This window comes from Promicromonospora sp. NPDC050249 (assembly GCF_040656015.1).
GTDB lineage: Bacteria > Actinomycetota > Actinomycetes > Actinomycetales > Cellulomonadaceae > Promicromonospora.
In genome coordinates, this window is the sequence record NZ_JBFAKY010000004.1 from 59,852 (window position 1) to 80,106 (window position 20,255).

Annotated in this window: 15 protein-coding genes and 1 tRNA gene; 14 read left to right on the forward strand and 2 right to left on the reverse strand. The window is 71.5% G+C overall.

All coding sequences use genetic code 11. From position 1 onward, the window contains the following. The first annotated feature begins 19 nt into the window (after nt 1-19). The 7 genes from AB0I32_RS04305 (at nt 20) to AB0I32_RS04335 (ending at nt 9,187) form a co-directional block, all read left to right on the forward strand. Entirely contained in the window at nt 20-1,753 is a 1,734-nt protein-coding gene (locus tag AB0I32_RS04305) for a M20/M25/M40 family metallo-hydrolase (protein WP_357503231.1), read from the forward strand. 67 nt (nt 1,754-1,820) lie between these two features. Then, nucleotides 1,821-2,153: a CD225/dispanin family protein gene (locus AB0I32_RS04310; RefSeq protein WP_357451046.1), complete on the forward strand. Its 333-nt coding sequence runs from the start codon at nt 1,821-1,823 to the stop codon at nt 2,151-2,153. Between the two features lie 79 nt (nt 2,154-2,232). Then, a complete protein-coding gene (locus AB0I32_RS04315; protein ID WP_357503233.1) occupies nt 2,233-3,468 on the forward strand; it encodes a hypothetical protein in 1,236 nt (411 codons plus the stop codon). Nucleotides 3,469-3,514: 46 nt separating this feature from the next. Then, nucleotides 3,515-5,098, forward strand: coding sequence for a methyltransferase (locus AB0I32_RS04320; protein ID WP_357503235.1), 1,584 nt, complete (start codon nt 3,515-3,517; stop codon nt 5,096-5,098). 143 nt (nt 5,099-5,241) lie between these two features. Continuing rightward, complete coding sequence (locus AB0I32_RS04325) at nt 5,242-6,183, forward strand: LysR family transcriptional regulator (protein ID WP_357503237.1); 942 nt, start codon at nt 5,242-5,244, stop codon at nt 6,181-6,183. A gap of 230 nt (nt 6,184-6,413) precedes the next feature. After that, complete coding sequence (locus tag AB0I32_RS04330) at nt 6,414-7,544, forward strand: S1 family peptidase (RefSeq protein WP_357503239.1); 1,131 nt, start codon at nt 6,414-6,416, stop codon at nt 7,542-7,544. 188 nt (nt 7,545-7,732) lie between these two features. After that, nucleotides 7,733-9,187 carry a S1 family peptidase gene (locus AB0I32_RS04335; RefSeq protein ID WP_357503240.1) on the forward strand — a complete coding sequence of 485 codons (1,455 nt, stop codon included), beginning with the start codon at nt 7,733-7,735 and terminating at the stop codon, nt 9,185-9,187. A gap of 111 nt (nt 9,188-9,298) precedes the next feature. On the opposite strand, the gene AB0I32_RS04340 is transcribed toward AB0I32_RS04335, so the two are convergent. Further along, complete coding sequence (locus AB0I32_RS04340; protein ID WP_357503242.1) at nt 9,299-10,228, reverse strand: phosphatase PAP2 family protein; 930 nt, start codon at nt 10,226-10,228, stop codon at nt 9,299-9,301. Between the two features lie 243 nt (nt 10,229-10,471). Here AB0I32_RS04340 and topA point away from each other — a divergent pair, with 243 nt between their 5' ends. From topA to AB0I32_RS04375, 7 genes are all read left to right on the forward strand, one after another. Then, nucleotides 10,472-13,288 (forward strand): type I DNA topoisomerase, encoded by a 2,817-nt coding sequence (gene topA, locus AB0I32_RS04345; RefSeq protein ID WP_357503244.1) that lies wholly within the window; start codon nt 10,472-10,474, stop codon nt 13,286-13,288. 92 nt (nt 13,289-13,380) lie between these two features. Beyond that, a complete protein-coding gene (gene tmk / locus AB0I32_RS04350; RefSeq protein WP_357503246.1) occupies nt 13,381-14,109 on the forward strand; it encodes a dTMP kinase in 729 nt (242 codons plus the stop codon). Then, nucleotides 14,106-15,242, forward strand: coding sequence for a DNA polymerase III subunit delta' (locus tag AB0I32_RS04355; RefSeq protein ID WP_357503248.1), 1,137 nt, complete (start codon nt 14,106-14,108; stop codon nt 15,240-15,242). Before tmk ends, AB0I32_RS04355 begins: the two co-directional genes overlap by 4 nt. Before the next feature lie 153 nt (nt 15,243-15,395). Next, a complete protein-coding gene (locus AB0I32_RS04360) occupies nt 15,396-17,066 on the forward strand; it encodes an enoyl-CoA hydratase-related protein (RefSeq protein WP_357503250.1) in 1,671 nt (556 codons plus the stop codon). 204 nt (nt 17,067-17,270) lie between these two features. Next, nucleotides 17,271-17,945, forward strand: coding sequence for a hypothetical protein (locus tag AB0I32_RS04365; RefSeq protein ID WP_357503252.1), 675 nt, complete (start codon nt 17,271-17,273; stop codon nt 17,943-17,945). 63 nt (nt 17,946-18,008) lie between these two features. After that, entirely contained in the window at nt 18,009-19,550 is a 1,542-nt protein-coding gene (locus tag AB0I32_RS04370) for an alpha/beta hydrolase (protein WP_357503254.1), read from the forward strand. A 124-nt stretch (nt 19,551-19,674) separates the two neighbouring features. Next, nucleotides 19,675-19,747 (forward strand) — tRNA-Thr (locus AB0I32_RS04375). Between the two features lie 80 nt (nt 19,748-19,827). On the opposite strand, the gene AB0I32_RS04380 is transcribed toward AB0I32_RS04375, so the two are convergent. After that, on the reverse strand, nt 19,828-20,214 hold the full coding sequence (locus AB0I32_RS04380) for a DoxX family protein (RefSeq protein ID WP_357503256.1): 387 nt from the start codon (nt 20,212-20,214) through the stop codon (nt 19,828-19,830). Between the last annotated feature and the right edge of the window lie 41 nt (nt 20,215-20,255).

A 20,255-nucleotide genomic window follows, 5' to 3' on the forward strand; every position in this document is an offset into this window, starting at 1 on the left:
CAGAGCAGGAGAAGGTCCCGTGAGCGCCGATATCGACCCGACCGAGGCCATACCTCAGGTCACGGCCGAAATGATCGCCAAGGCGGCAGTCCAGCCGGCTGCGGCACCGTCCGCCGAACCGACCGCCGACCCGGCGCCCGGGCCGAGGTCCGGGTCCACCGCCGAGCCGCGCAGGGTGGCGTCCCCGGCCCCGCTGTCGGCGACGCGCCCGGACAGCTCGCTCGCGCGGCCCGCGTCCACGACGCCCGACGGGCGCCGGACACAGGCCGCCCGCGAGGCGTCCGGCGAGCCGACGGCGCAGCCGCTCGCCGAGCAGCCGGCCGCCCCGGACGCCGCGCTCGGCGACCGGAAGGGCTCGTCCGCCTTCGGCTCCTCCGAGCCCTACGGCGAGCGGCACGCTTCGGCAGGGCACATCGCGGCGGCGCACCTGTCCTCGCTCGTGCAGATCCCCACCGTCTCGTCGTGGGACCCGCAGTACGCCGACCACGAGTCGTTCGCCAGGCACCGGGCGGCGCTGGCCGCGTTCTATCCCCGCGTGCACGCCCTGCAGAGCGAGCCGGCGGGCGATCACGGGCTGCTCTACCGGTGGCCGGGCCGCGGGCGGCAGGACGTGCTGCACCCGTTCCCCGTTGTGCTCATGGCCCACCAGGACGTCGCGCCTGTCCGGGCCGCGGACTGGCCGACCAACCCGTTCTCCGGCGAGATCAGGGACGGACTGGTGCACGGCCGCGGCACGCTCGACGACAAGGGCGGGCTCGTGGCGCTGCTCGACGCCGTCGAGACGCTGCTCGGCGACGGCTTCGTGCCCGAGCGGGACATCTGGCTGTTCTTCGGCGCGGACCAGGAGACGGCGGGCGAGTCCGCGCAGATCGCCGTCCGGCGCCTGTACGAGCTCGGCGTGCGCCCCTGGCTGGTGATCGACGAGGGCGGTGGCGTCGTGACGGACGCCTTCCCTGGGCTGAGCCGGCAGGCAGCGATGGTGGGTGTCGCGGAGAAGGGCTTCGTCGGCGTCAACCTGTACACCTCCGACGTCGGCGGGCACTCCGCGGTGCCCGGCACGCAGTCGGCCACGGTGCGTCTCGCCCGTGCGGTCACGCGGGTCACCCGGCGTCGTTTCGCCGCGAAGATCAACGCCCCGACGGCGGAGATGCTGGCACGCATCGCGCCCGGCGTGGACGGCGGGAAGGGGCTGGGCCTCAAGCTGGCGACCAGGCTGGCCTCCGGGCCTCTGCGCAAGGTCGCCGCCTGGCTGCTCGCCGGAGGCGGTCCAGAGGCCGCGGCCCTTGCCCGCACGACCGTCGCGGTCACCGAGCTCCAGGGCAGCGCGGGGGCGAACGTGGCGGCGTCGTCCGCTCGTGCTCGCCTGGACGTGCGTGTGGCGCTCGGCGAGACGGTGGACCGGACGGTTGCACGGCTCCGCCGGATCATCGGGGACAAGAAGGTCGTGCTCGAGGTGGTGCGGAGCAGCGAGCCCAGCGAGGTCTCGCCGACGGACAGCCAGCAGTTCGCTCTGCTCAGCGAGGCGATCGGCGCGTCGTATCCCGACGCGGTGGTGGTGCCCTACGTGCTGCTCACGGCCTCCGACTCGCGCACCTTCACCCCCATCAGCGACCACGTCTATCGGTTCAGCCCGTTCGTTCTGTCGCGCGCTCAGCGGCAGTCGATCCACGGCGTGGGCGAGCATCTGAGCGTTGATTCCCTGGGCCGCGGCGTGCATTTCTATCGTGAGGTACTGCGCAAAATACCCGGCTGACCAGCACATTCAACAAATCGCCGAAATTGGACTAAGTTCTCCCTTTACACAGAAGAGGGAGACGTTCATGAGCAGCTCCGCCCTGCCGCCCGCGGTCCCGGGCGGGTCGCGTTCGCCGGTGCACGTCAACGTCCACACGTACCCCGCGCAGCTGCAGTATCCGCCGCGGACCTATCTCGTGTTCGCCGTCCTGGTGACAATCTTCTGCTTCCCGCCGACGGGTCTGGTCGCTCTGGTGAGTGCGCTGCGCGTGAATGCCCTGTGGAAGGCTCAGGAGCACGACAAGTCCAGGAAAGCGTCGCGCCGCGCGCGCAACTGGGGACTCCTGTCGCTCGCGATCGGAATCGTCGCGGTCATCGTCGTGGTGTTCTGGTCGAGCATCAACTACCTGAACCTGTAGCAACTTCACCCCCAGTTCGCCACGTATCACACGATTGCCCCTCCTGCGCCGGTGGCGCAAGCGGGTAAAGTGCGCGGCTATGAGTGCGACACGGCGCAAGGGTTCGCGGGGTGGTCGTGCTGCGTCTCGCGCTGGTGGTCCCCCCGCATCGAATGCGCTCACCTGGGCGGAGAGCCTCGCGGCCGGAGAGGCCGCCCCTGGGGCCAGCGCCCTCGAGTGGGCCGAGAGCCTCGCGGAGAGCGAGCCCGCACCGAGCCCCTGGGGCAGCGCCGCGGGCGCGGGCGCCCCGGTGGTGCCGGACCCTGTCGACGAGACGACAGGCTCCCCCTGGGGACACGTGCCCGCGCCCGTCATCGCGGACGGCGAGAGCGACGGCGACGCCAACCCGTGGGGTTCCGTAGCGGCCGCAGAGCCTGCCGTCACGCGTGGCCGCGGCAAGAACGCCGGTGGCAAGACTGGTAAGGCCGTCAAGTCGCGGTCGAAGGGCAAGGGCGCGAAGTCCGGCACGAAGGGTGCGCCGAAGTCCGAGTCCGCGCCCACCCCGGCCGGCGGCTTCCCGCTGAGTCCTGCCCCGTCGAACCACGGCACGTTGGACCAGGACCTGGTAGCCGAGGACGACGACTACCAGGTCGAGGAGCTGCCGGACGAGGTCGGCTCCGTGCACCGTCCCGACGTGCCCGAGCTCGACGACACGCCTGCCGGGCCGAGCGAGCCGGAGCCGCACAAGTCCCGGAAGAGCGACTCCCGGAAGGCCGAGTCGCGCAAGGCGGGCAAGCAGCGCCCCAAGGGCCGCCTGTCGGCCCCTGATACCGCGCAGCAGAAGCGGATCAGGCGAACCCTGAGCCGGGGTCTGCCCAAGCTGCTGGACAAGACGCTCGTGCTGGTGCTCGCAGGAGTGACCGCCGCCGCGCTGGGCCTCGGCACGGGCTGGGGGATGACCCAGCTCCAGGGGGACGACGAGGGCCTCTCCACGGCGGACGCCGCGTCGTGCGCCCAGACGCAGATGGCGTGGACACAGGCCGCCAACGCGCAGTCGGCGATGGTCGAGGACCAGCCCGAGACCCTGCGCAAGGGATTCATCAACGCCCGCAACGCCCTGCAGGGCGTGACCCCACCCGAGGCGATCGCGGGCGACTGGGCGATCGCCTTCACGTACTACTCGACGGTCGCCAACAACATCGAGAAGGTGAAGGCGACCGACGGCCCCGCGGTGAGCGATGCCGTGGGCGGCGCGCAGCAGGAGCTCGACACCGAGGCGATGGTTGCGGCGTCCCAGCGCGTGCAGGAGTTCGTGGCCTCCAACTGCCGCGGGTAGGCCTCCCGCGTGGTGACGGGCGGGCGACTGCGGGCAGGATAGGTCCGTGCTGCCTCCCGTGACCGACCGCGCCCTCGTCGACTCCCTCCGTGACGACCTGGTCGCCTCCGACTACGACGTGGACGGTGTCGAACGTCTGCTGGGTCCGGTCGCCGCCGCGGCGCTGCACCGCGAGCAGTCCCTGCCTGCCCGCCGGGCGCTGGCCGCCGCGACGAGAGCCCCGTCGTCGTCGCGCCCCGACCCGCTGGCGACCCTCGTCGGCCTGTTCCTCCTGGGCGGCGTGGTGCCGCGCGCGGCGCTCGATCGGGCGCTGCCCGGGACGGGGACCGCGGGTGCGGAGCGCCTCGGCCTGGTCGCCGCGCAGGGCACGGGGGAGGACGACGAGGTGCGCGCCGTCGTGGACCTGCGCCCCTACTCCTCGGTGGACGCGTTCGGCGACGCGAGCTGGTGGCTCGCCTCGGACCTCGGCGAGCTCGTCACCGGCGGACGCCTGGCCACGGACCACGTGCTGGGCGCCGGCGGCGCCTCCCTCACGCTGGCGCAGGTGACCGTGCGCGGCTCGACGGGCAGGGTGCTGGACCTGGGCACCGGCTGCGGTATCCAGGCCCTGCACGCGGCGCGGCACGCGCAGCACGTGGTGGCGACGGACATCTCCCGGCGGGCGCTGGCCTTCGCGGCGTTCAACGCCGCGCTGAACACCCGTGCGGGGACTGAGCTGGAGCTGCGGCACGGGTCGATGCTGGAGCCGGTGGCGGGGGAGCAGTTCGACCTCGTCGTCTCCAACCCGCCGTTCGTGATCACACCGCATGCCGGGGCGCCGGGCCGGGCGGTCGCCGACGCGCTCGGCGACTACGAGTACCGCGACGGCGGCAGGGCGGGCGACGACCTGGTGCGGGACCTGATCCTCGGGGTGGGCGACGTGCTCGCGCCGGGTGGCACCGCGCAGCTCCTCGGCAACTGGGAGCACCGCCGGGGCGAGCCGTGGACCGAACGGGTCGGCGCATGGCTCTCCGCTGCAGGGCTGGACGGCTGGATCATCCAGCGCGAGGTCCTCGACCCCGCCGAGTACGCCGAGACCTGGATCCGGGACGGCGGCACCACTGCCGACCGTGAGCCGGACGCCTGGGCGGCCGCCTACGGCGCGTGGCTCGACGACTTCGAGTCCCGGGACGTCGAGGCGGTCGGCTTCGGGCTGGTGACCCTTCGCCGGCCGCTGTCCGGACCGGCCACGCTACGGCGCCTGGAGGAGCACACGGGCTCGGTCCGGCAGCCGCTCGGCGCGCACATCGCCCGCAGCCTCGCGGGCCATGACTGGCTCGCGGCGCGCGACGACGCGGCACTCGCGGCGTCGCACCTGGTCACGGCCGCCGACATCACGGAGGAGCGCTACCTGACGCCCGGCGCCGCCGACCCGAACATCGTCATCCTGCGGCAGGGGGACGGCCTGGGGCGTGGCGTGCAGGCGTCGAGCCCGCTCGCCGCGCTGGTGGGGGCGTGCGACGGGGAGCTGTCGGTGGGGCAGATCGTCGGTGCGCTCGCGTCGCTGTTCGACGTCCCCTCCGACGACCTTGCCGCAGAGCTCCTCCCGGCGGTCCGTCGTCTGGTCCGTGACGGTTTCCTTGCAGAATGACGCAAGAAAACCATCATCTCCCCTGCAGGAGGTGCACCATCCGTTTCGCGGACGTAACTTCCGGTCGCGCGCACCGATAAATTTTGTTCAGAACAGAGACATCTGGTGCTTTGACAGATATTTTCCACCGTGTGGAACTCGACATGCGGCACTTGAGGATGGTCGTCGCTGTTGCCGAGTCGGGCAGCGTCACAAAGGCGGCCGCTGCTCTCGGCATCGCGCAGCCGGCGTTGACTGCGCAGCTCAACCGCATCGACCGGTCGCTGGGCGGGAACGTGTTCGTCCGCGACCGTTTCGGCGCGCGACCGACCGAGCTCGGTGAGCTGATACTGCGGCACGCTCGCGTGCTGCTCCCGGCGATGTCGGCGCTCGCCGACGATGCCGAGCGCCTCGTCAACGGCGACGTGGCAAAGGGTGAGACGGTCCGGGTCGGCATCACCGGCACCGCGCTGGGCGGCCTCTTCGTGAACCAGCTGCACATCGCCATACCCGGTGCCCAGGTCACCACGGCCATGCCCCATCTCGCTGACGACGTGGCGTCCCGGCTCGCGCGCGGCACCATCGACGTCGGGCTGGTCGGGATGTGCGCGGACGTCTCACCGCCGTCCGCCGGCGAGGTCACGTGGACCCGGGTCTGCACCGACCCGATGTTCGTCCTCATCGACGAGCACCACCCGTACGCGGGCAAGCCCGAGGTCTCGCTCGCCGAGCTGTCCGAGGAGCAGTGGCTCTGCGTGCCGTCGCACGGCTGCCTCGAGGAGTGCTTCGTGTCGGCATGCGTGCGCGCAGGGTTCACGCCGCGTGGCATGGGCGAGGCGGAGTGGACCACAGCCGTCGACCAGGTGCGGGCCGGGCGCGCCGTCGCGCTCGTCGAGCCCGGGCAGCTGGACCCGCCGGGCGTGGTGACGGTACCGCTCACCGGAGCGCCCCTGCGGCGCACCCACTACCTGGGCTGGCGGCACGACGCCGACCTGCGCGTGGACCTGGAGGCCGTCGAGGGTGCCGCGCACCGCGCGCACCGGGACGCCGTGCGGCGCAGCCCGCAGTACGAACAGTGGCTGGCGATGTACGGGATGCTCGGCTGAGCCGGAGGTGCAGCGCAGGGTGCGGGCCGAGATGCGAGGCACGCGCCTGGAGCGGAACCGCAGGCTCGGCCGACAGCGATGCGGCTGACCGGATTGCCCTCCATATGAAATATGTATGACCTGAGTGTGATCTGTACGTGAAGTCCAACTGCTCCTAGGTTGAGCGCACGGGTGAATAGTCGCCCTCAGGTGGTGGTTTCACCTGCTCTCCGACACAAGGAGTCGCTGAGATGAGTCGTACTTCCCTCCGGGGTCTCGCCGTGGCAACCGCCACCGTGGGCCTCTTCGCGGGCACCATCAACGCCGTCGCCGTCGCCGCCGCCCAGCCGGACACCGAGGCCGCCGCGGCGCAGTACGCCCCGGGCATGGTCGCGGCCATGGAGCGCGACCTCGACCTGAGCACCGCCGAGGCCGTGGCGCAGCTCAAGGCACAGGAGGCCCTGGCGGGAACGCAGCGGAGCCTGGAGAGGACGCTGGGTGCGTCGTCCTACGCCGGCGCGTGGGTCGAGGGCACCGACGAGCTGCACGTCGCGGTGACCGACACCGCCGACGCCGCAGCGGTACGGGCGGCCGGGGCGACCCCGGTGGCCGTGGAGAACTCGCTCGCGGCGCTCGACACCTGGACTGAGGACCTCGACGGCGCGCTGTCCACGTCCGACGTGACCTCGTACTACGTGGACGTGGAGACCAACGAGATCGTCATCGACGTCGTCCGCGGCGCCAAGGCTGACGTCACTGCCGCGGTCGCCGAGGCGGGCGTTCCCGCCTCCGCCGTCTCGCTGTCGACGGCCGCGGAGCGGCCCAAGACGCTGATCAACGTGGTCGGGGGCAACGCCTACTTCATCGGCGGCTCCCGCTGCTCGGTCGGCTTCGCGGCCACCGGCGGCTTCGTCACCGCGGGTCACTGCGGGTCGCGCGGTGCCACGACCAGCCAGCCGAGCGGCACCTTCCAGGTGTCCTCGTTCCCGGGCAACGACTACGCGTACGTGAACACCGGTTCGGACGACACCCCGGTCGGTGCCGTCAACAACTACAGCGGCGGCACCGTGAACGTCTCGGGCTCGTCCGCGGCGGCCGTCGGCTCCACCGTCTGCCGCTCGGGCTCCACGACCGGCTGGCACTGCGGCACCATCCAGGCGCTCAACGCCACCGTCAACTACTCCCAGGGCAGCGTCACCGGTCTGATCCGCACGAACGTGTGCGCCGAGCCCGGCGACTCGGGCGGCTCGCTGCTGGCCGGCTCGCAGGCCCAGGGCATGACGTCCGGCGGTTCGGGCAACTGCTCCTCCGGCGGCACGACGTACTTCAACCCCGTGGGTGAGGCGCTGGGCGCGGCGGGTGTCTCGCTCGTGACCCGCTGACCCGGGGGCGCTGGGCGCACCTCGGTCGGTGGTCCGGGGGGCAGGTAGGGAAAGCCCTACCTGCCCCCCGGCATGCCCGCATATTGCTCCGATATGTCCTAATCGGTATCTGGGAGTTTCCTGGAAGCGACCCTACGCTTTGCCGCACTGGGTGAATTCATTGCCCCGACGACAAGGAGTCGCTGGACATGAGACGCACATCCTTCAGAGCGATCACCGTGGCTACAGCCGCTGCGACGCTCCTCGCCGCCAGCATCACCGCTGCTACCGCAGGCACTGCCGCCGGTTCCGACAAGCCTGAGGTTGCCGGCTACGCCCCCGGCATGGTCGCCGCAATGGAGCGCGACCTCGGCCTCACCACCGCGCAGGCGGTGGACCGCATCAAGATCGACAAGGCGCTGTCCGACAAGCACCACGCCATCATCAAGTCCCTCGACAAGGGCTACGCCGGGGCGTGGGTGGACGGCAGCGAGCTGTTCGTCGCCGTCACCGACAAGGCAGGAGCCGCCGAGGTCCGTGCCGCCGGTGCCAACGCAGTCACCGTCGACAAGTCGCTGAGCCAGCTCGAGCGGCTGGCGACCAAGGCGTACCAGGCGGCTCCGGACGCCAAGGTCGCCGCTGCCTACGTGGACGTCGAGTCCAACTCCGTGGTCATGGAGGTCGCGAAGGGCTCGAAGGGCGCCGTCGCCGCCGCCGTCGCGCGGACAGGTCTCTCCGCGGGCTCCGTCTCCGTGGTCGAGGTCGCCGCGATGCCTCGCACCCTCATCAACGTGATCGGCGGCAACGCCTACTACATCGGCGGCGGACGCTGCTCGGTCGGCTTCTCGGTCACCGGTGGCTTCGTCACCGCCGGACACTGCGGTTCGCGCGGCGCCACCACCACCCAGCCGAGCGGCACCTTCCAGGTGTCCTCGTTCCCGGGCAACGACTACGCGTACGTGAACGTCGGCTCCGACGACACCCCGATCGGGGCGGTCAACAACTACAGCGGTGGCACCGTCAACGTCGCCGGCTCGTCCCAGGCCGCCGTCGGCGCGTCCGTCTGCCGTTCGGGCTCCACCACCGGCTGGCACTGCGGCACGATCCAGGCGTTCAACGCCACGGTGAACTACGCGGAGGGCAGCGTGTCCGGCCTCATCCGTACCAACGTGTGCGCGGAGCCGGGTGACTCGGGCGGTTCGCTGCTCGCCGGCACGCAGGCCCAGGGCATGACGTCAGGCGGCAACGGCAACTGCTCCTCCGGCGGCACCACGTACTTCCAGCCGGTGAACGAGGCGCTCAGCGCCGCGAGCGTGACGCTGCTCACCGGTGGCGGCGGCACGACGCCGCCCCCGGGCTGCGCCGGCCAGGAGACGGCGTTCAGCGGTTCGCTGAGCAGCGGCGCCTCCACCTACAAGCCGAGCAGCAGCGGCTTCTCGTCCTCGGCCGGCACCATCACGGGCTGCCTCGACGGCCCCAGCGGTGTCGACTTCGACCTCTACCTGCAGAAGCTCTCTGGCAGCACGTGGTCGAACGTCGCCCAGGGCATCACCTCGGCCCCTGACGAGAGCGTGAGCTACTCGGGCACGGCGGGCACCTACCGCTGGCGCGTGCTCTCGTACTCCGGCTCGGGCTCGTACACGGGCGGGTACTCGACGCCTTGATGGCCTGACGCCCGACTGTCGAAGTAGACCTGTCCGAGTCTCCCTGGTGATGCCAGGGAGACTCGGACAGGCGCTCTACTTCGACGGTCGGGTCTACCTCGCGGACCGGCGTTACGGGCGCGCCGTCGACTGCCGCACGAGGAGCAGCAGCGCGAACGCGCCGAGCGTCACCGCCACCACACCGAGCATCCCGCCCATGTAGGCGGTCAGGTCCCCACCCAGCGGCAGACCCCAGCCCGAGCCCCGCACGCTGCCCAGGGCACCGACCGTGAGCACTCCGGTGCCGGCCGCGCCGAGCAGCAGCAGTGCGGCAGCGCCGGACGTCCCGGGTTGGGGACCGTCCTGCGGTGCGTCGAGGGACGACGGCGAGCTCAGCGCGCACACCCCGGCGCCCCAGGCGAGCACCACGAGGATGGCGGCGACGACGTCGGAGGGTCGGTGCCACTGGCCGACCAGCGTCGACACGCCGGTGGCCGCCGTGTAGGCCGCTCCGGCCACCGCCACCACCGGCCGCCAGCGCCGGGGGACGGCGATGAGCAGCCCCACCGCGATGGACGCAGCTACCGTCGTGTGCCCGCTGGGCAGGGTGTTGATGTCCGCTCGCGGGACGTCGAGCAGCGCGGGCCTGTCGAGCACCGCCTGCTTGAGCACCTGCGTGGTGAGGTTCGACCCGCCCACCAGGATCGCGACCTGCACGGCGAGCCACCAGCGGCCGCGGGCCAGCGCGAGGACCACGGCGGCCGCCAGGCCCAGGCCGATGAACGAGTTCGACACCACTCCGAGCACCGGTTCGGCGAGCTCCCAGAGGGTGTTCTGGCCGCGGGCAGCTCCCTCGAGCGCGAGCTGGTCCGCGCGCTGGCCACCGGGCGACGCGACGAACGTGTCCCACGTCGCCCACACGGCCCAGAGCGCGACCACCGCCACGACCGCGGCGGCGATACGGGGTGCGAGCCGGGGCCGGCGCCGCGGTATCCGGGGACCCGCGTAGTTGGTGCTGCTCTCGTCCCGATGACCGGGCAGCGGGAGGGTCTGGTCCGTCATGGTCCCCACCGTAGGGGAGCCTGCCGCGGAGACGATGTGTCCGATGTAACGCCCCCCGGTTCATCACGTCCTGATCACGTCGTCCATCACGCCACGGGTGAAAATCACCACGGTCATGCGGGACTGCCGGGCAACCGGCTGTCGGCCCGGATAGGGTGCGAGCCGTTGTGTCTGGCGTACCGTGAACTCTCCAACGGCGCTCGACGCCCTCCCCCAGACCCCGCAGGAAGCAGGCAGGACCGGATGTCCCAGGCACGCAAGCTCGTGATCGTGGAGTCGCCCACGAAGGCTCGAAAGATCCAGAGCTACCTCGGCGACGACTACGAGGTCGAAGCCAGCGTCGGGCATATTCGCGACCTCCCGCAGCCCAAGGACCTGCCGGCGGAGATGAAGAAGGGGCCGTACGGCAAGTTCTCGGTCGACGTGGACAACGGGTTCGACCCGTACTACGTGGTCCACGCGGACAAGAAGAAGAAGGTCAGCGAGCTCAAGAAGGCTCTGAAGGACGCCGACGAGCTCTTCCTCGCGACCGATGAGGACCGCGAGGGCGAGGCCATCGCCTGGCACCTGATCCAGGAGCTCAAGCCCAAGGTCCCCGTCAAGCGCATGGTGTTCCACGAGATCACCCGCGACGCGATCCTCCGCGCCCTGGAGAACACCCGGGAGCTCGACCAGGACCTCGTGGACGCCCAGGAGACCCGGCGCATCCTCGACCGCCTGTACGGCTACGAGGTGTCGCCGGTGCTGTGGCGCAAGGTGCGCCAGGGTCTCTCCGCAGGCCGTGTGCAGTCGGTGGCGACGCGTCTGGTCGTCGAGCGGGAACGCGAGCGGATGGCGTTCGTCTCGGCTGACTACTGGGACGTGGCGGGCACCTTCGCGGTCTCGGACGACGACGGCGCGGCCTCCGGCCAGCCCTCCTTCCGCGCCCGGCTCACCCAGCTCGCCGGCGCCAAGGTCGCCTCGGGTCGCGACTTCGACGACCGCGGGCGGCTCAAGGTCCGTACGGGCGTGGTGCAGCTCGACGAGGCCACCGCGACCGCCGTCGTCTCCGGGCTCCAGGCCGCCGACTTCTCCGTCCGCAGCCTGGAGACCAAGCCGTACACGCGCCGTCCCGCCGCGCCGTTCACCACCTCCACCATGCAGCAGGAGGCGGGCCGCAAGCTGCGGATGTCGTCGCGCCAGGCGATGCGTACCGCGCAGGGCCTGTACGAGAACGGCTACATCACCTACATGCGTACCGACAGCCCGTCGCTGTCGTCGGAGGCCACGAACGCCGCGCGTCGCCAGGCGGCCGAGCTGTACGGCCCCGAGTACGTGCCGGGCGCGCCCCGCCTCTACCAGTCCAAGTCGAAGGGCGCCCAGGAGGCGCACGAGGCGATCCGCCCGGCCGGCGACTCGTTCCGCACCCCGGCCCAGGTGGCCGGTGAGCTCAGCGGCGACCAGTTCCGGCTCTACGAGCTGATCTGGAAGCGCACCGTCGCGTCGCAGATGGCCGACGCGAAGGGCTCGACGGCGTCCGTCCGGCTCGGTGCGGTGGTCGTGGGCGGCGAGCAGGACGGCAACGAGGCGGTGTTCTCGGCGTCGGGCACGGTGATCTCGTTCCGCGGGTTCCTCGCGGCCTACGAGGAGAGCGCGGACGCCGACACCGAGGCGGCAGAGGGTGCCGCGGCGGCGAAGGAGACGCGCCTGCCGACGATGTCAGAGGGCGACGCGCTGGTCGGTACCGACCTCGCCGCCGACGGCCACTCCACGGCGCCGCCCGCGCGCTACACGGAGGCGTCGCTGGTCAAGGCGCTGGAGGAGCGCGGGATCGGCCGCCCCTCCACCTACGCCGCGACGATCTCGACCATCCAGGACCGCGGCTACGTGATCACGCGTGGCCAGGCGCTGGTGCCGACGTGGCTCGCGTTCGCGGTGATCCGCCTGCTGGAGGAGCACTTCGACCGGCTGGTCGACTACGACTTCACGGCCACCATGGAGGCCGACCTCGACCAGATCGCCGCAGGGTCGCGGGAGCGGGTCGCGTGGCTCAAGGAGTTCTACTTCGGTGAGGCGCCCGGCAACCTCGGCACCTCCGACGAGCTCGGTGTGGACAGCGACGGCGGCGGTCTGCGCGCGCTCGTGGCGAACCTCGGCGAGATCGACGCCGCTGCGATCAACTCCGTGGACATCGGCGAGGGCATCCGCGTGCGGGTGGGCCGCTACGGCCCGTACATCGAGGACCTCGCGGCCGAGGTCGAGGAGGGCAAGACCCCGCCCCGCGCCTCGGTGCCCGACGACGTCGCGCCCGACGAGCTGACGGTGGCCAAGGCCAGGGAGCTGCTCGCGGCGGGGGCCGACGACGGACGCGTGCTCGGCACGCACCCCGAGACCGGCAACCCGGTCATCGCCAAGAACGGCCGCTACGGCCCGTACGTCACGGAGCAGATGCCGGAGCCGGACCTCGACCCCGACCTGTCGGCCGCGGCGAAGAAGCGCGCGCTGGCCGCCCTGCCCAAGCCGAAGACCGCGTCGCTGCTCAAGACGCAGGCCCTGGACTCGGTGACGCTCGAGGACGCCCTGCAGCTCATGTCGCTGCCGCGCGTGGTGGGTACCGACCCGGAGTCGGGCGACGAGATCACCGCGCAGAACGGCCGCTACGGCCCGTACCTGAAGAAGGGCACGGACTCGCGCACGCTGCCGTCAGAGGAGGCCATGTTCACGGTCACCCTCGAGGAGGCGCTGGAGATCTACAAGCAGCCCAAGCGGGGGCGCGGGCGGACGGCCACCCCGCCGCTGCGCGAGCTCGGGGACGACCCCACCAGCGGCAAGCCGATCCAGGTCAAGGACGGCCGGTTCGGCCCATACGTGACCGACGGCGAGACCAACCGCACCCTGCCGCGCGACGTCACACCGGAGTCGGTCACCGCGGAGCGGGCGATCGAGCTGCTCGCGGAGAAGCGCGCCCAGGGCCCGGCCAAGAAGCGCACCACGCGGGCGACCACGGCCAAGAAGCCGGCGGCGAAGAAGGCCCCGGCCAAGAAGCCGGCCGCCAAGAAGGCGTCGAGCTCGAACACGTAGCACCGGTCGGGCGTGCGGGTCGCTCCGGCGGCCTGCAGGCCCGACCCGTTCCTCGGCCGGTGGGTGTCGGTGGGCGCGGTTAGGGTTGCCGCGTGAACGAACCGGGCTACTTCATCTCCTTCGAGGGCGGCGAGGGCGTCGGCAAGTCGACCCAGTCCCGCCTCCTCGGCGACTGGCTGGCCGACCTGACCGGCCGCGAGGTCGTGCTCACGTTCGAGCCCGGTGGCACCGCGCTCGGCAAGGAGCTGCGGGCGGCCGTCATGCACGGCCAGGACATGGGCGCGCGCGCCGAGGCGCTGATCTACGCGGCGGACCGCGCCCACCACGTGGAGACGGTGGTGCGGCCGGCGCTGGCTCGCGGCGCGGTGGTGATCACCGACCGCTACCTCGACTCGTCCGTCGCCTACCAGTCCGGCGGCCGCGACCTGCCGGGCCACGAGGTGGAGCACCTCTCCCTGTGGGCGGCGAAGGGCCTGCGGCCGGACATCACGATCCTGCTCGACCTGGAGCCCGCGGCGGCGGCGGCCAGGCGCGCAGGGGCCGACGGCAAGGGTGCGCTGGACCGGCTGGAGCGTGCGGGTCTCGAGTTCCACACCCGGGTCCGGGACACGTTCCTCCAGCGGGCGGCCGCGGACCCGGAGCGCTGGGTGATCCTCGACGCGGCACTGCCGGTCGACGACATCCAGGCACAGATCAGGGTGGATCTCTCGGCCCGGCTGGGCCTCACACCGGTCGTCGCCGAGGCGGGCGCCCTCGCCGAGGCAGCAGCCGTCGCAGAGGCCGACGCCGTCGCAGAGTCCCTCGGCGAGGACCGCTCATGACCGTGTGGGACGACGTCGTCGGGCAGGAGCACGCGGTCGCCGCGCTCCAGAGCGCCGTGGCGAACCCGGCGGCGATGACGCACGCGTGGCTGGTGACCGGCCCGCCGGGCTCCGGACGGTCGGTGGCCGCCCGCGCCTTCGCGGCGGCGCTGCAGTGCCTCCAGGGCGGCTGTGGCGTGTGCCAGGCGTGCACCACGACCATGGCGGGCACCCACCCGGACGTGACGCTGCTGGCCACGGAGAAGGTGGTCATCGCGATCGACGAGGTGCGGGACCTGATCATGACCGCGTCCCGGTCGCCGTCCGGCGGGCGATGGCGCGTGATCGTGATCGAGGACGCGGACCGCATGGCGGAGCGCACCACGAACGTCCTGCTCAAGACGATCGAGGAGCCCCCGCCGCACACGGTATGGGTGCTGTGCGCGCCGTCGGTACAGGACGTGCTGCCGACCATCCGGTCGCGCTGCCGCGCGGTGGTGCTGCGCGTACCCCCGCCGCAGGCGGTGGCCGACCTGCTGGTGCGGCGCGACGGAGCCGACCCGGCGGTCGCGCTGAGCGCCGCCCGCGCGGCGCAGAGCCACGTCGGCCTCGCGAAGCGGCTGGCCCGCGACGCCGGGGCGCGCGAGCGGCGTACCGCCGTACTGAGCATCGCGCGGCGCATCCGCGGCGTCGGGGACGCGGTGCTCGCCGCGGGCGAGCTCGTGGAGGTGGCGAAGGCGGAGGCGGTGTCGGCCACCCAGGAACGGGACGCCGCCGAGAAGGCCGAGCTGATGCGTGGCCTGGGCGTGGCTGACGGCGAGACCCTGCCGCCGCGCCTGCGGTCGCAGCTCAAACAGCTGGAGGACGACCAGAAGCGGCGCGCGACGCGGCATCAGCGCGACGTGCTCGACCGCGCCATGGTGGACCTGCTCTCCCTGTACCGGGACGTGCTCGTGGTGCAGCTCGGCGCGGAGGTCGACCTCGTGAACGCCGAGCTGGCGGAGACGGTGCGCCTCCTGGCCGCCGACTCCACCCCGGAGCAGACGGTGCGGCGGATGGACTCGATAGGTGTTGCCCGTACCCGCCTGGACGGTAACGTCGCCCCGCTGCTCGCGCTCGAGGCGATGGCGATAGCCCTGCGCCCGCAAGGCTGACCGCCGGGTGGTCCCGCACCTGTGAATGCTTGACCTGTGAAGATTTGGCGCGGGTGAAGCTGGACCACCAAGGCAGATTGTCCCGATTGGCGTCCGTGGTTAGGCTGCGGACGCCCCCAGAGCTTTTCCGTGCGACAAGGAGTCCACCGCCCGATGAGGATCCTCCTGCTGGTTTCAGCCTTCAACGGTCTCACCCAGCGGGTCTGGTGTTCCCTGAGGGAACAGGGGCATGACGTCGGAGTCGAGCTTGCCCCCACGTTCGAGTCGGGTGCCGCCATGACGCGGGCCGTCGAGCGTGCGGACCCCGACCTGATCCTGTGCCCGTTCCTCAAGCACCGCGTGCCGGACACGATCTACGACCGCTGGCCGACGGTCATCGTGCACCCTGGCCCCGTGGGCGACCGCGGGCCCTCGTCGCTCGACCACGCGATCCGCGACGGCCGGGACCGCTGGGGCGTCACCGCTCTGTCCGCCGTCGAGGAGCTGGACGCCGGCCCGGTGTGGGCCACCGCCGTCTTCGACATGCCGGACCAGCCGATCTCGAAGAGCGCGCTCTACAACAGCCGCGTCGCGGATGCCGCGATGGCCTGCATCGGTGAGGTGGTCCGCAAGGTCGCCGATGGCGAGCGGCCGATCCCCGCGGAGGCCTGCCTGCGGATCGTGCCGGTCGACGGTGAGCTGCCGCTCCTGCGCCGCGAGGACTTCCGCATCGACTGGAGCCGTCCCGCGAACGAGCTGGAGCGCCTCGTCGCCGCGGCCGACGGCGCGCCCGGCGCCCCCGCGACCGTCAACGGCCGGTCGGTCTGCGTGTTCGACGCCGTCGCGTCGCCCGAGCACACCGGTGCAGCCCCCGGCACCGTCGTGGGCCGCAACCTCGACGCGGTGGCGATCGCCTGCGGCGTCGGCACGCTCTGGGTCGGCTACGCCGCCGAGCTCAGCGGCCGCCGCGGCGCCAAGCTTCCGGCCGCCCAGGTGATCGACGCGAGCGGCGCACCGTTCCGCCGTGTCCCGGACGCCCTGGCGGAGTCCACGTACGTGCGGGACGGCGCGGTCGGGTACCTGACGTTCCGCTCCTACAGCGGCGCGATGTACACCGAGCAGTGCCGCCGCCTGACGAGCGCCGTCGAGAAGGCACTGACCGAGGACACCCGGGTGCTGGTCATCAAGGGCACCGAGCACGCGTTCTCCAACGGGATCCACCTCGGCACCGTCGACGCGTCGCCGGACCCGGCTGCCGAGGCCTGGGACAACATCTGCGCCATCGACGAGCTCTGCCTCGCCATCGCGACCGCCGAGCAGCTCACCGTCGCCGCGTTCACCGCGAACGCCGGCGCGGGCGGCGTCATGGCCGGCCTCTGCGCCGACGTGACCCTCGCTCGCGAGGGCGTCGTCCTCAACCCGTACTACGACATGGGGATCTACGGCTCCGAGCTGCACTCGTGGAGCGTCCCGGCCCGCGTGGGCGAGCACCGCGCGTCGCTCCTCCTCAACCGGAAGCTGCCGATCTCGGTCGCCGAGGCGGCCCGTATCGGGCTGATCAGCGCCGTCGGGCCGCGCGAGTGGGGCGAGTTCAACACCTGGCTGTCCTCCGCCGCCCAGGGGTACGAGGAGCCCGCCACGCTCGGCTGGATGCTCGCCGCGCGTGCCGAGCGTCGGGCGACGGACAAGCCGCTGTCGTACTACCAGACCATCGAGCTGGCCGAGATGGCGCGTGACTTCTTCGACGACCGCAACGCCTTCTCGGTGCACCGCCGCGCGTTCCTGCGCAAGACCGCGGCGGACGCCACCCCGGAGAAGCTGCGCTTCTCCACGGCCCGCGTATGAGCCGCCGACGCGCGTGATGCGTCGCGAGCACGCATGATCGATGACAGGTCAGGTGACCGGTAGCTCGGACTGCCGGTCACCTGTCCTGTGACGGATCATGGGGTGGGGTGCAAGACAGGTGGCGCCCGCCACATGACCAGGGTGGAGGCGTCGCAAGTCTGCGACAAACACCTGGTGGTGTCAGGCGAGCGGAAGGAACTGGGCATGAAGATCAGGCAGATGGACCGGTCCGGTGCAGCTGTACGGCCCTTGGCCCGTGCGGGCGTGGTAGCCCTCGGCCTCGGGATGACGGCGGCGCTCGCGCTGTCGGGGTGCGCACAGTCCGACGTCGGCGGGTCGGAGGCGGGCGACTCGAACGCCGCCGCGTCCCAGGAACCGGAGGAGAGCGACCTGACCAGCCCCAGCCCCAGCCCGACGGAGAGCGCCGGCGAAGGTGCGGGCCAGGACGGCGAGCTGCCGCAGGCCGCGGACATGGAGGTCGCGGCCGGGAACTCGGGGCGCGGTCTGCCGCCGGGCCTGGAGGGGAACACCGACTCGCCGGTCGGCGTCGCGTGGGCGCCCGTCGAGGGCCTGCTGTACGTGGTGACCAACGGGTCCAGCTCCTGTCCCCTGTTCGCGGAGCCGGAGGCGACCCTCGGTTCGGGGGGCAGGTCCGCGAAGGTCGGCGCAGCGGACGGCGTGCTCACGGTGCGGTTCATGCCGGCGAGCGACGGCATCTGCACCATGGACTTCGTGCCGACGACCACTGTGGTCGAGGTACCGGCGGAGGTCGACACCGGTGACCCAGAACCGGTGGTCCTTGGCGACAAGGGTGACGTCGAGCTCCTGCCCCGTCCCGCCGAGGGAGAGCCCGGACCGGTGGCCTGGCTCGACTCGTGAGGGTCGCGTGTCGGTTCGCCAACGGGTAAGAAATCTACCCAGCACAACCGATAGGTTGTCCGGGTGACTCGCCCCGCCCGCCGTCGTCAGCCTGCGGCCGTCGTCGCCACGCTGCTCACCGCCGTTCTCCTGCTCGCCGCCTGTGGCGCACCGCCCAAGGTGCAGACGGCGCTGGAAGACGTGGGCAAGTCGGACGGCTCGGCGACGGTGGGCGCGCCGAAGGGTTTCGAGGACTACTACGGCCAGTCGCTGGAGTGGACGGACTGCGGTGAGGGCTTCCAGTGCGCGACGGCGTCCGCCCCGCTCTCCTGGCACGACGCCGGTGCGGGCAGCATCGAGATCGCGCTCAAGCGGATCCCTGCCTCGGGGCAGAAGGTGGGTTCGCTGCTGGTCAACCCGGGTGGGCCGGGCGGGTCGGGCGTCGACTTCGTGGGCGACCCCGCCCGCTTCGGGCAGTCGCTGCGCTCGTCGTTCGACATCGTGGGCTTCGACCCCCGCGGGGTCGGCAAGTCGACGCCGGTGAAGTGCTACGACGACGCGGGCAAGGACGAGTTCCTCAGCACCGACTACCCGTACACGGAGCAGGGTCTGGCCGCCCGGCAGGACGCCGTCCGGGACTGGGGCCAGGCCTGCGCCGAGAACACGGGCCCGCTCCTCGGGAACGTGGACACGCAGTCGGCCGCACGCGACATGGACATGCTCCGGGGCGCGCTCGGCGACGACAAGCTCAACTTCCTCGGCTTCTCCTACGGCACCCAGCTCGGCGCCACCTACGCGGGCCTGTTCCCCAAGCGGACCGGGCGTCTGGTGCTCGACGGTGCCCTCGACACGACGCTGGCCTCGGACGAGGTGGCCCTGCAGCAGGCGGAGGGCTTCGAGAGCGCCCTGCGCGCGTACGTGACGGACTGCCAGACGAGCAGCGACTGCCCGCTCACCGGCGACGTCACGAGCGGTCTCCAGCAGATCCAGGCGATCGTCGAGGACGCGGAGCCCAACCCGATCCCGACGTCTTCCGGCCGGGACGTGACCAAGAAGCTCGCCTTCTACGGCGTGGCCGTCACGATGTACGACGAGGGATCCTGGTCGTTCCTCACGCAGGCCCTGCAGGAGGTCCTGTGGGAGGGCAAGGGCGACGACCTGCTGTACCTGGCCGACGTCTACAACGACCGCAACGAGGACGGCACGTTCAAGTCCAACAGCGAGGAGGCGTTCCGCGCGATCAACTGCGCCGACTCTCGCGCCGAGGAGGACATGGCGACCATGCAGCAGCTCGCCGCCGACATCGAGGCTGCGGCGCCCACGCTCGGCGAGTCGTTCGGGTACTCGGGCATCGAGTGCACCGACTGGCCGTACCCGGCGGCGAAGCAGGAGTTCGACCCGGCAGCCAAGGGTGCGCCGCCGATCGTCGTCATCGGCACCACCAACGACCCCGCCACCCCGTACCGGTGGGCCGAGTCGCTCGCGAAGACGCTGTCGTCGGGGACGCTCGTCACCTACGAGGGCGAGGGCCACACGGCGTACGGCCGGTCGAACACGTGCATCAGCACGGCTGTGGAGGACTACCTGGTCGAGGGCACGGTCCCCGAGGAGGGCCTCACCTGCTGACCGTCCGGGGGCCGGATCCGGCGGGTTGAGGACGTCACACGGTTTCACTTTGAAACCTGGGCCATCCATTGGGTACAGTGAGGCCCGCTCACCCTTCCGGTTCTGCTCGGATCGTGGTGCGTGCGCCGCCTTAGCTCAGTCGGTAGAGCATCTCACTCGTAATGAGAAGGTCGTGAGTTCGATTCTCACAGGCGGCTCAGCATGCAAAAAGCCCGGAACCTCAACGGTTCCGGGCTTCTTTGTTGTCCGACGTCGGAGGCGGCGTCACCCGGCCGGATCAGCCCACGAACGCCTCCGGACCGAACCGGCCCCAGGCCACGAAGCCGATCAGGACCAGGTAGGTCAGGTCCACCAGCATGAGCCGGTACTCACGCCGGCTGACGCGGGTTGCCGCCGCGCCGACCATGATCATCGCCAGGCCCAGAGCGGCCAGCGGCACCAGCTCGGGGGCGATGCCGAGCGCCGCGGGCAGGATCAGTCCGAGGCCGCCCAGGATCTCCAGGGCACCGATCGTCTTGACGGCGCCCGGGCTGAAGTCCTCGACCCATCCGGCCGCGGGTCCGGATGCGGCGATCTTCTGCTTGCTCATGATCACCTTGAGCCCGCCGCCGGCCACGTAGGCGACGGCGAGGAGGCCGGCAACTATCCACAGGGCGATGTTCATACGTTTCTCCTCGGAACGGGTGCTGTCTGCCCCGCCGACGA

Bases quoted from the DNA above. Each gene is read 5' to 3' on its own strand.
- AB0I32_RS04335 (WP_357503240.1), top strand. From the start codon at position 7,733: ATGAGACGCACATCCTTCAGAGCGATCACCGTGGCTACAGCCGCTGCG.
- AB0I32_RS04340 (WP_357503242.1), bottom strand. From the start codon at position 10,228: ATGACGGACCAGACCCTCCCGCTGCCCGGTCATCGGGACGAGAGCAGC.
- AB0I32_RS04315 (WP_357503233.1), top strand. From the start codon at position 2,233: ATGAGTGCGACACGGCGCAAGGGTTCGCGGGGTGGTCGTGCTGCGTCT.
- AB0I32_RS04330 (WP_357503239.1), top strand. From the start codon at position 6,414: ATGAGTCGTACTTCCCTCCGGGGTCTCGCCGTGGCAACCGCCACCGTG.
- topA (WP_357503244.1), top strand. From the start codon at position 10,472: ATGTCCCAGGCACGCAAGCTCGTGATCGTGGAGTCGCCCACGAAGGCT.
- AB0I32_RS04365 (WP_357503252.1), top strand. From the start codon at position 17,271: ATGAAGATCAGGCAGATGGACCGGTCCGGTGCAGCTGTACGGCCCTTG.
- AB0I32_RS04325 (WP_357503237.1), top strand. From the start codon at position 5,242: ATGCGGCACTTGAGGATGGTCGTCGCTGTTGCCGAGTCGGGCAGCGTC.
- AB0I32_RS04310 (WP_357451046.1), top strand. From the start codon at position 1,821: ATGAGCAGCTCCGCCCTGCCGCCCGCGGTCCCGGGCGGGTCGCGTTCG.
- AB0I32_RS04380 (WP_357503256.1), bottom strand. From the start codon at position 20,214: ATGAACATCGCCCTGTGGATAGTTGCCGGCCTCCTCGCCGTCGCCTAC.
- AB0I32_RS04355 (WP_357503248.1), top strand. From the start codon at position 14,106: ATGACCGTGTGGGACGACGTCGTCGGGCAGGAGCACGCGGTCGCCGCG.
- AB0I32_RS04360 (WP_357503250.1), top strand. From the start codon at position 15,396: ATGAGGATCCTCCTGCTGGTTTCAGCCTTCAACGGTCTCACCCAGCGG.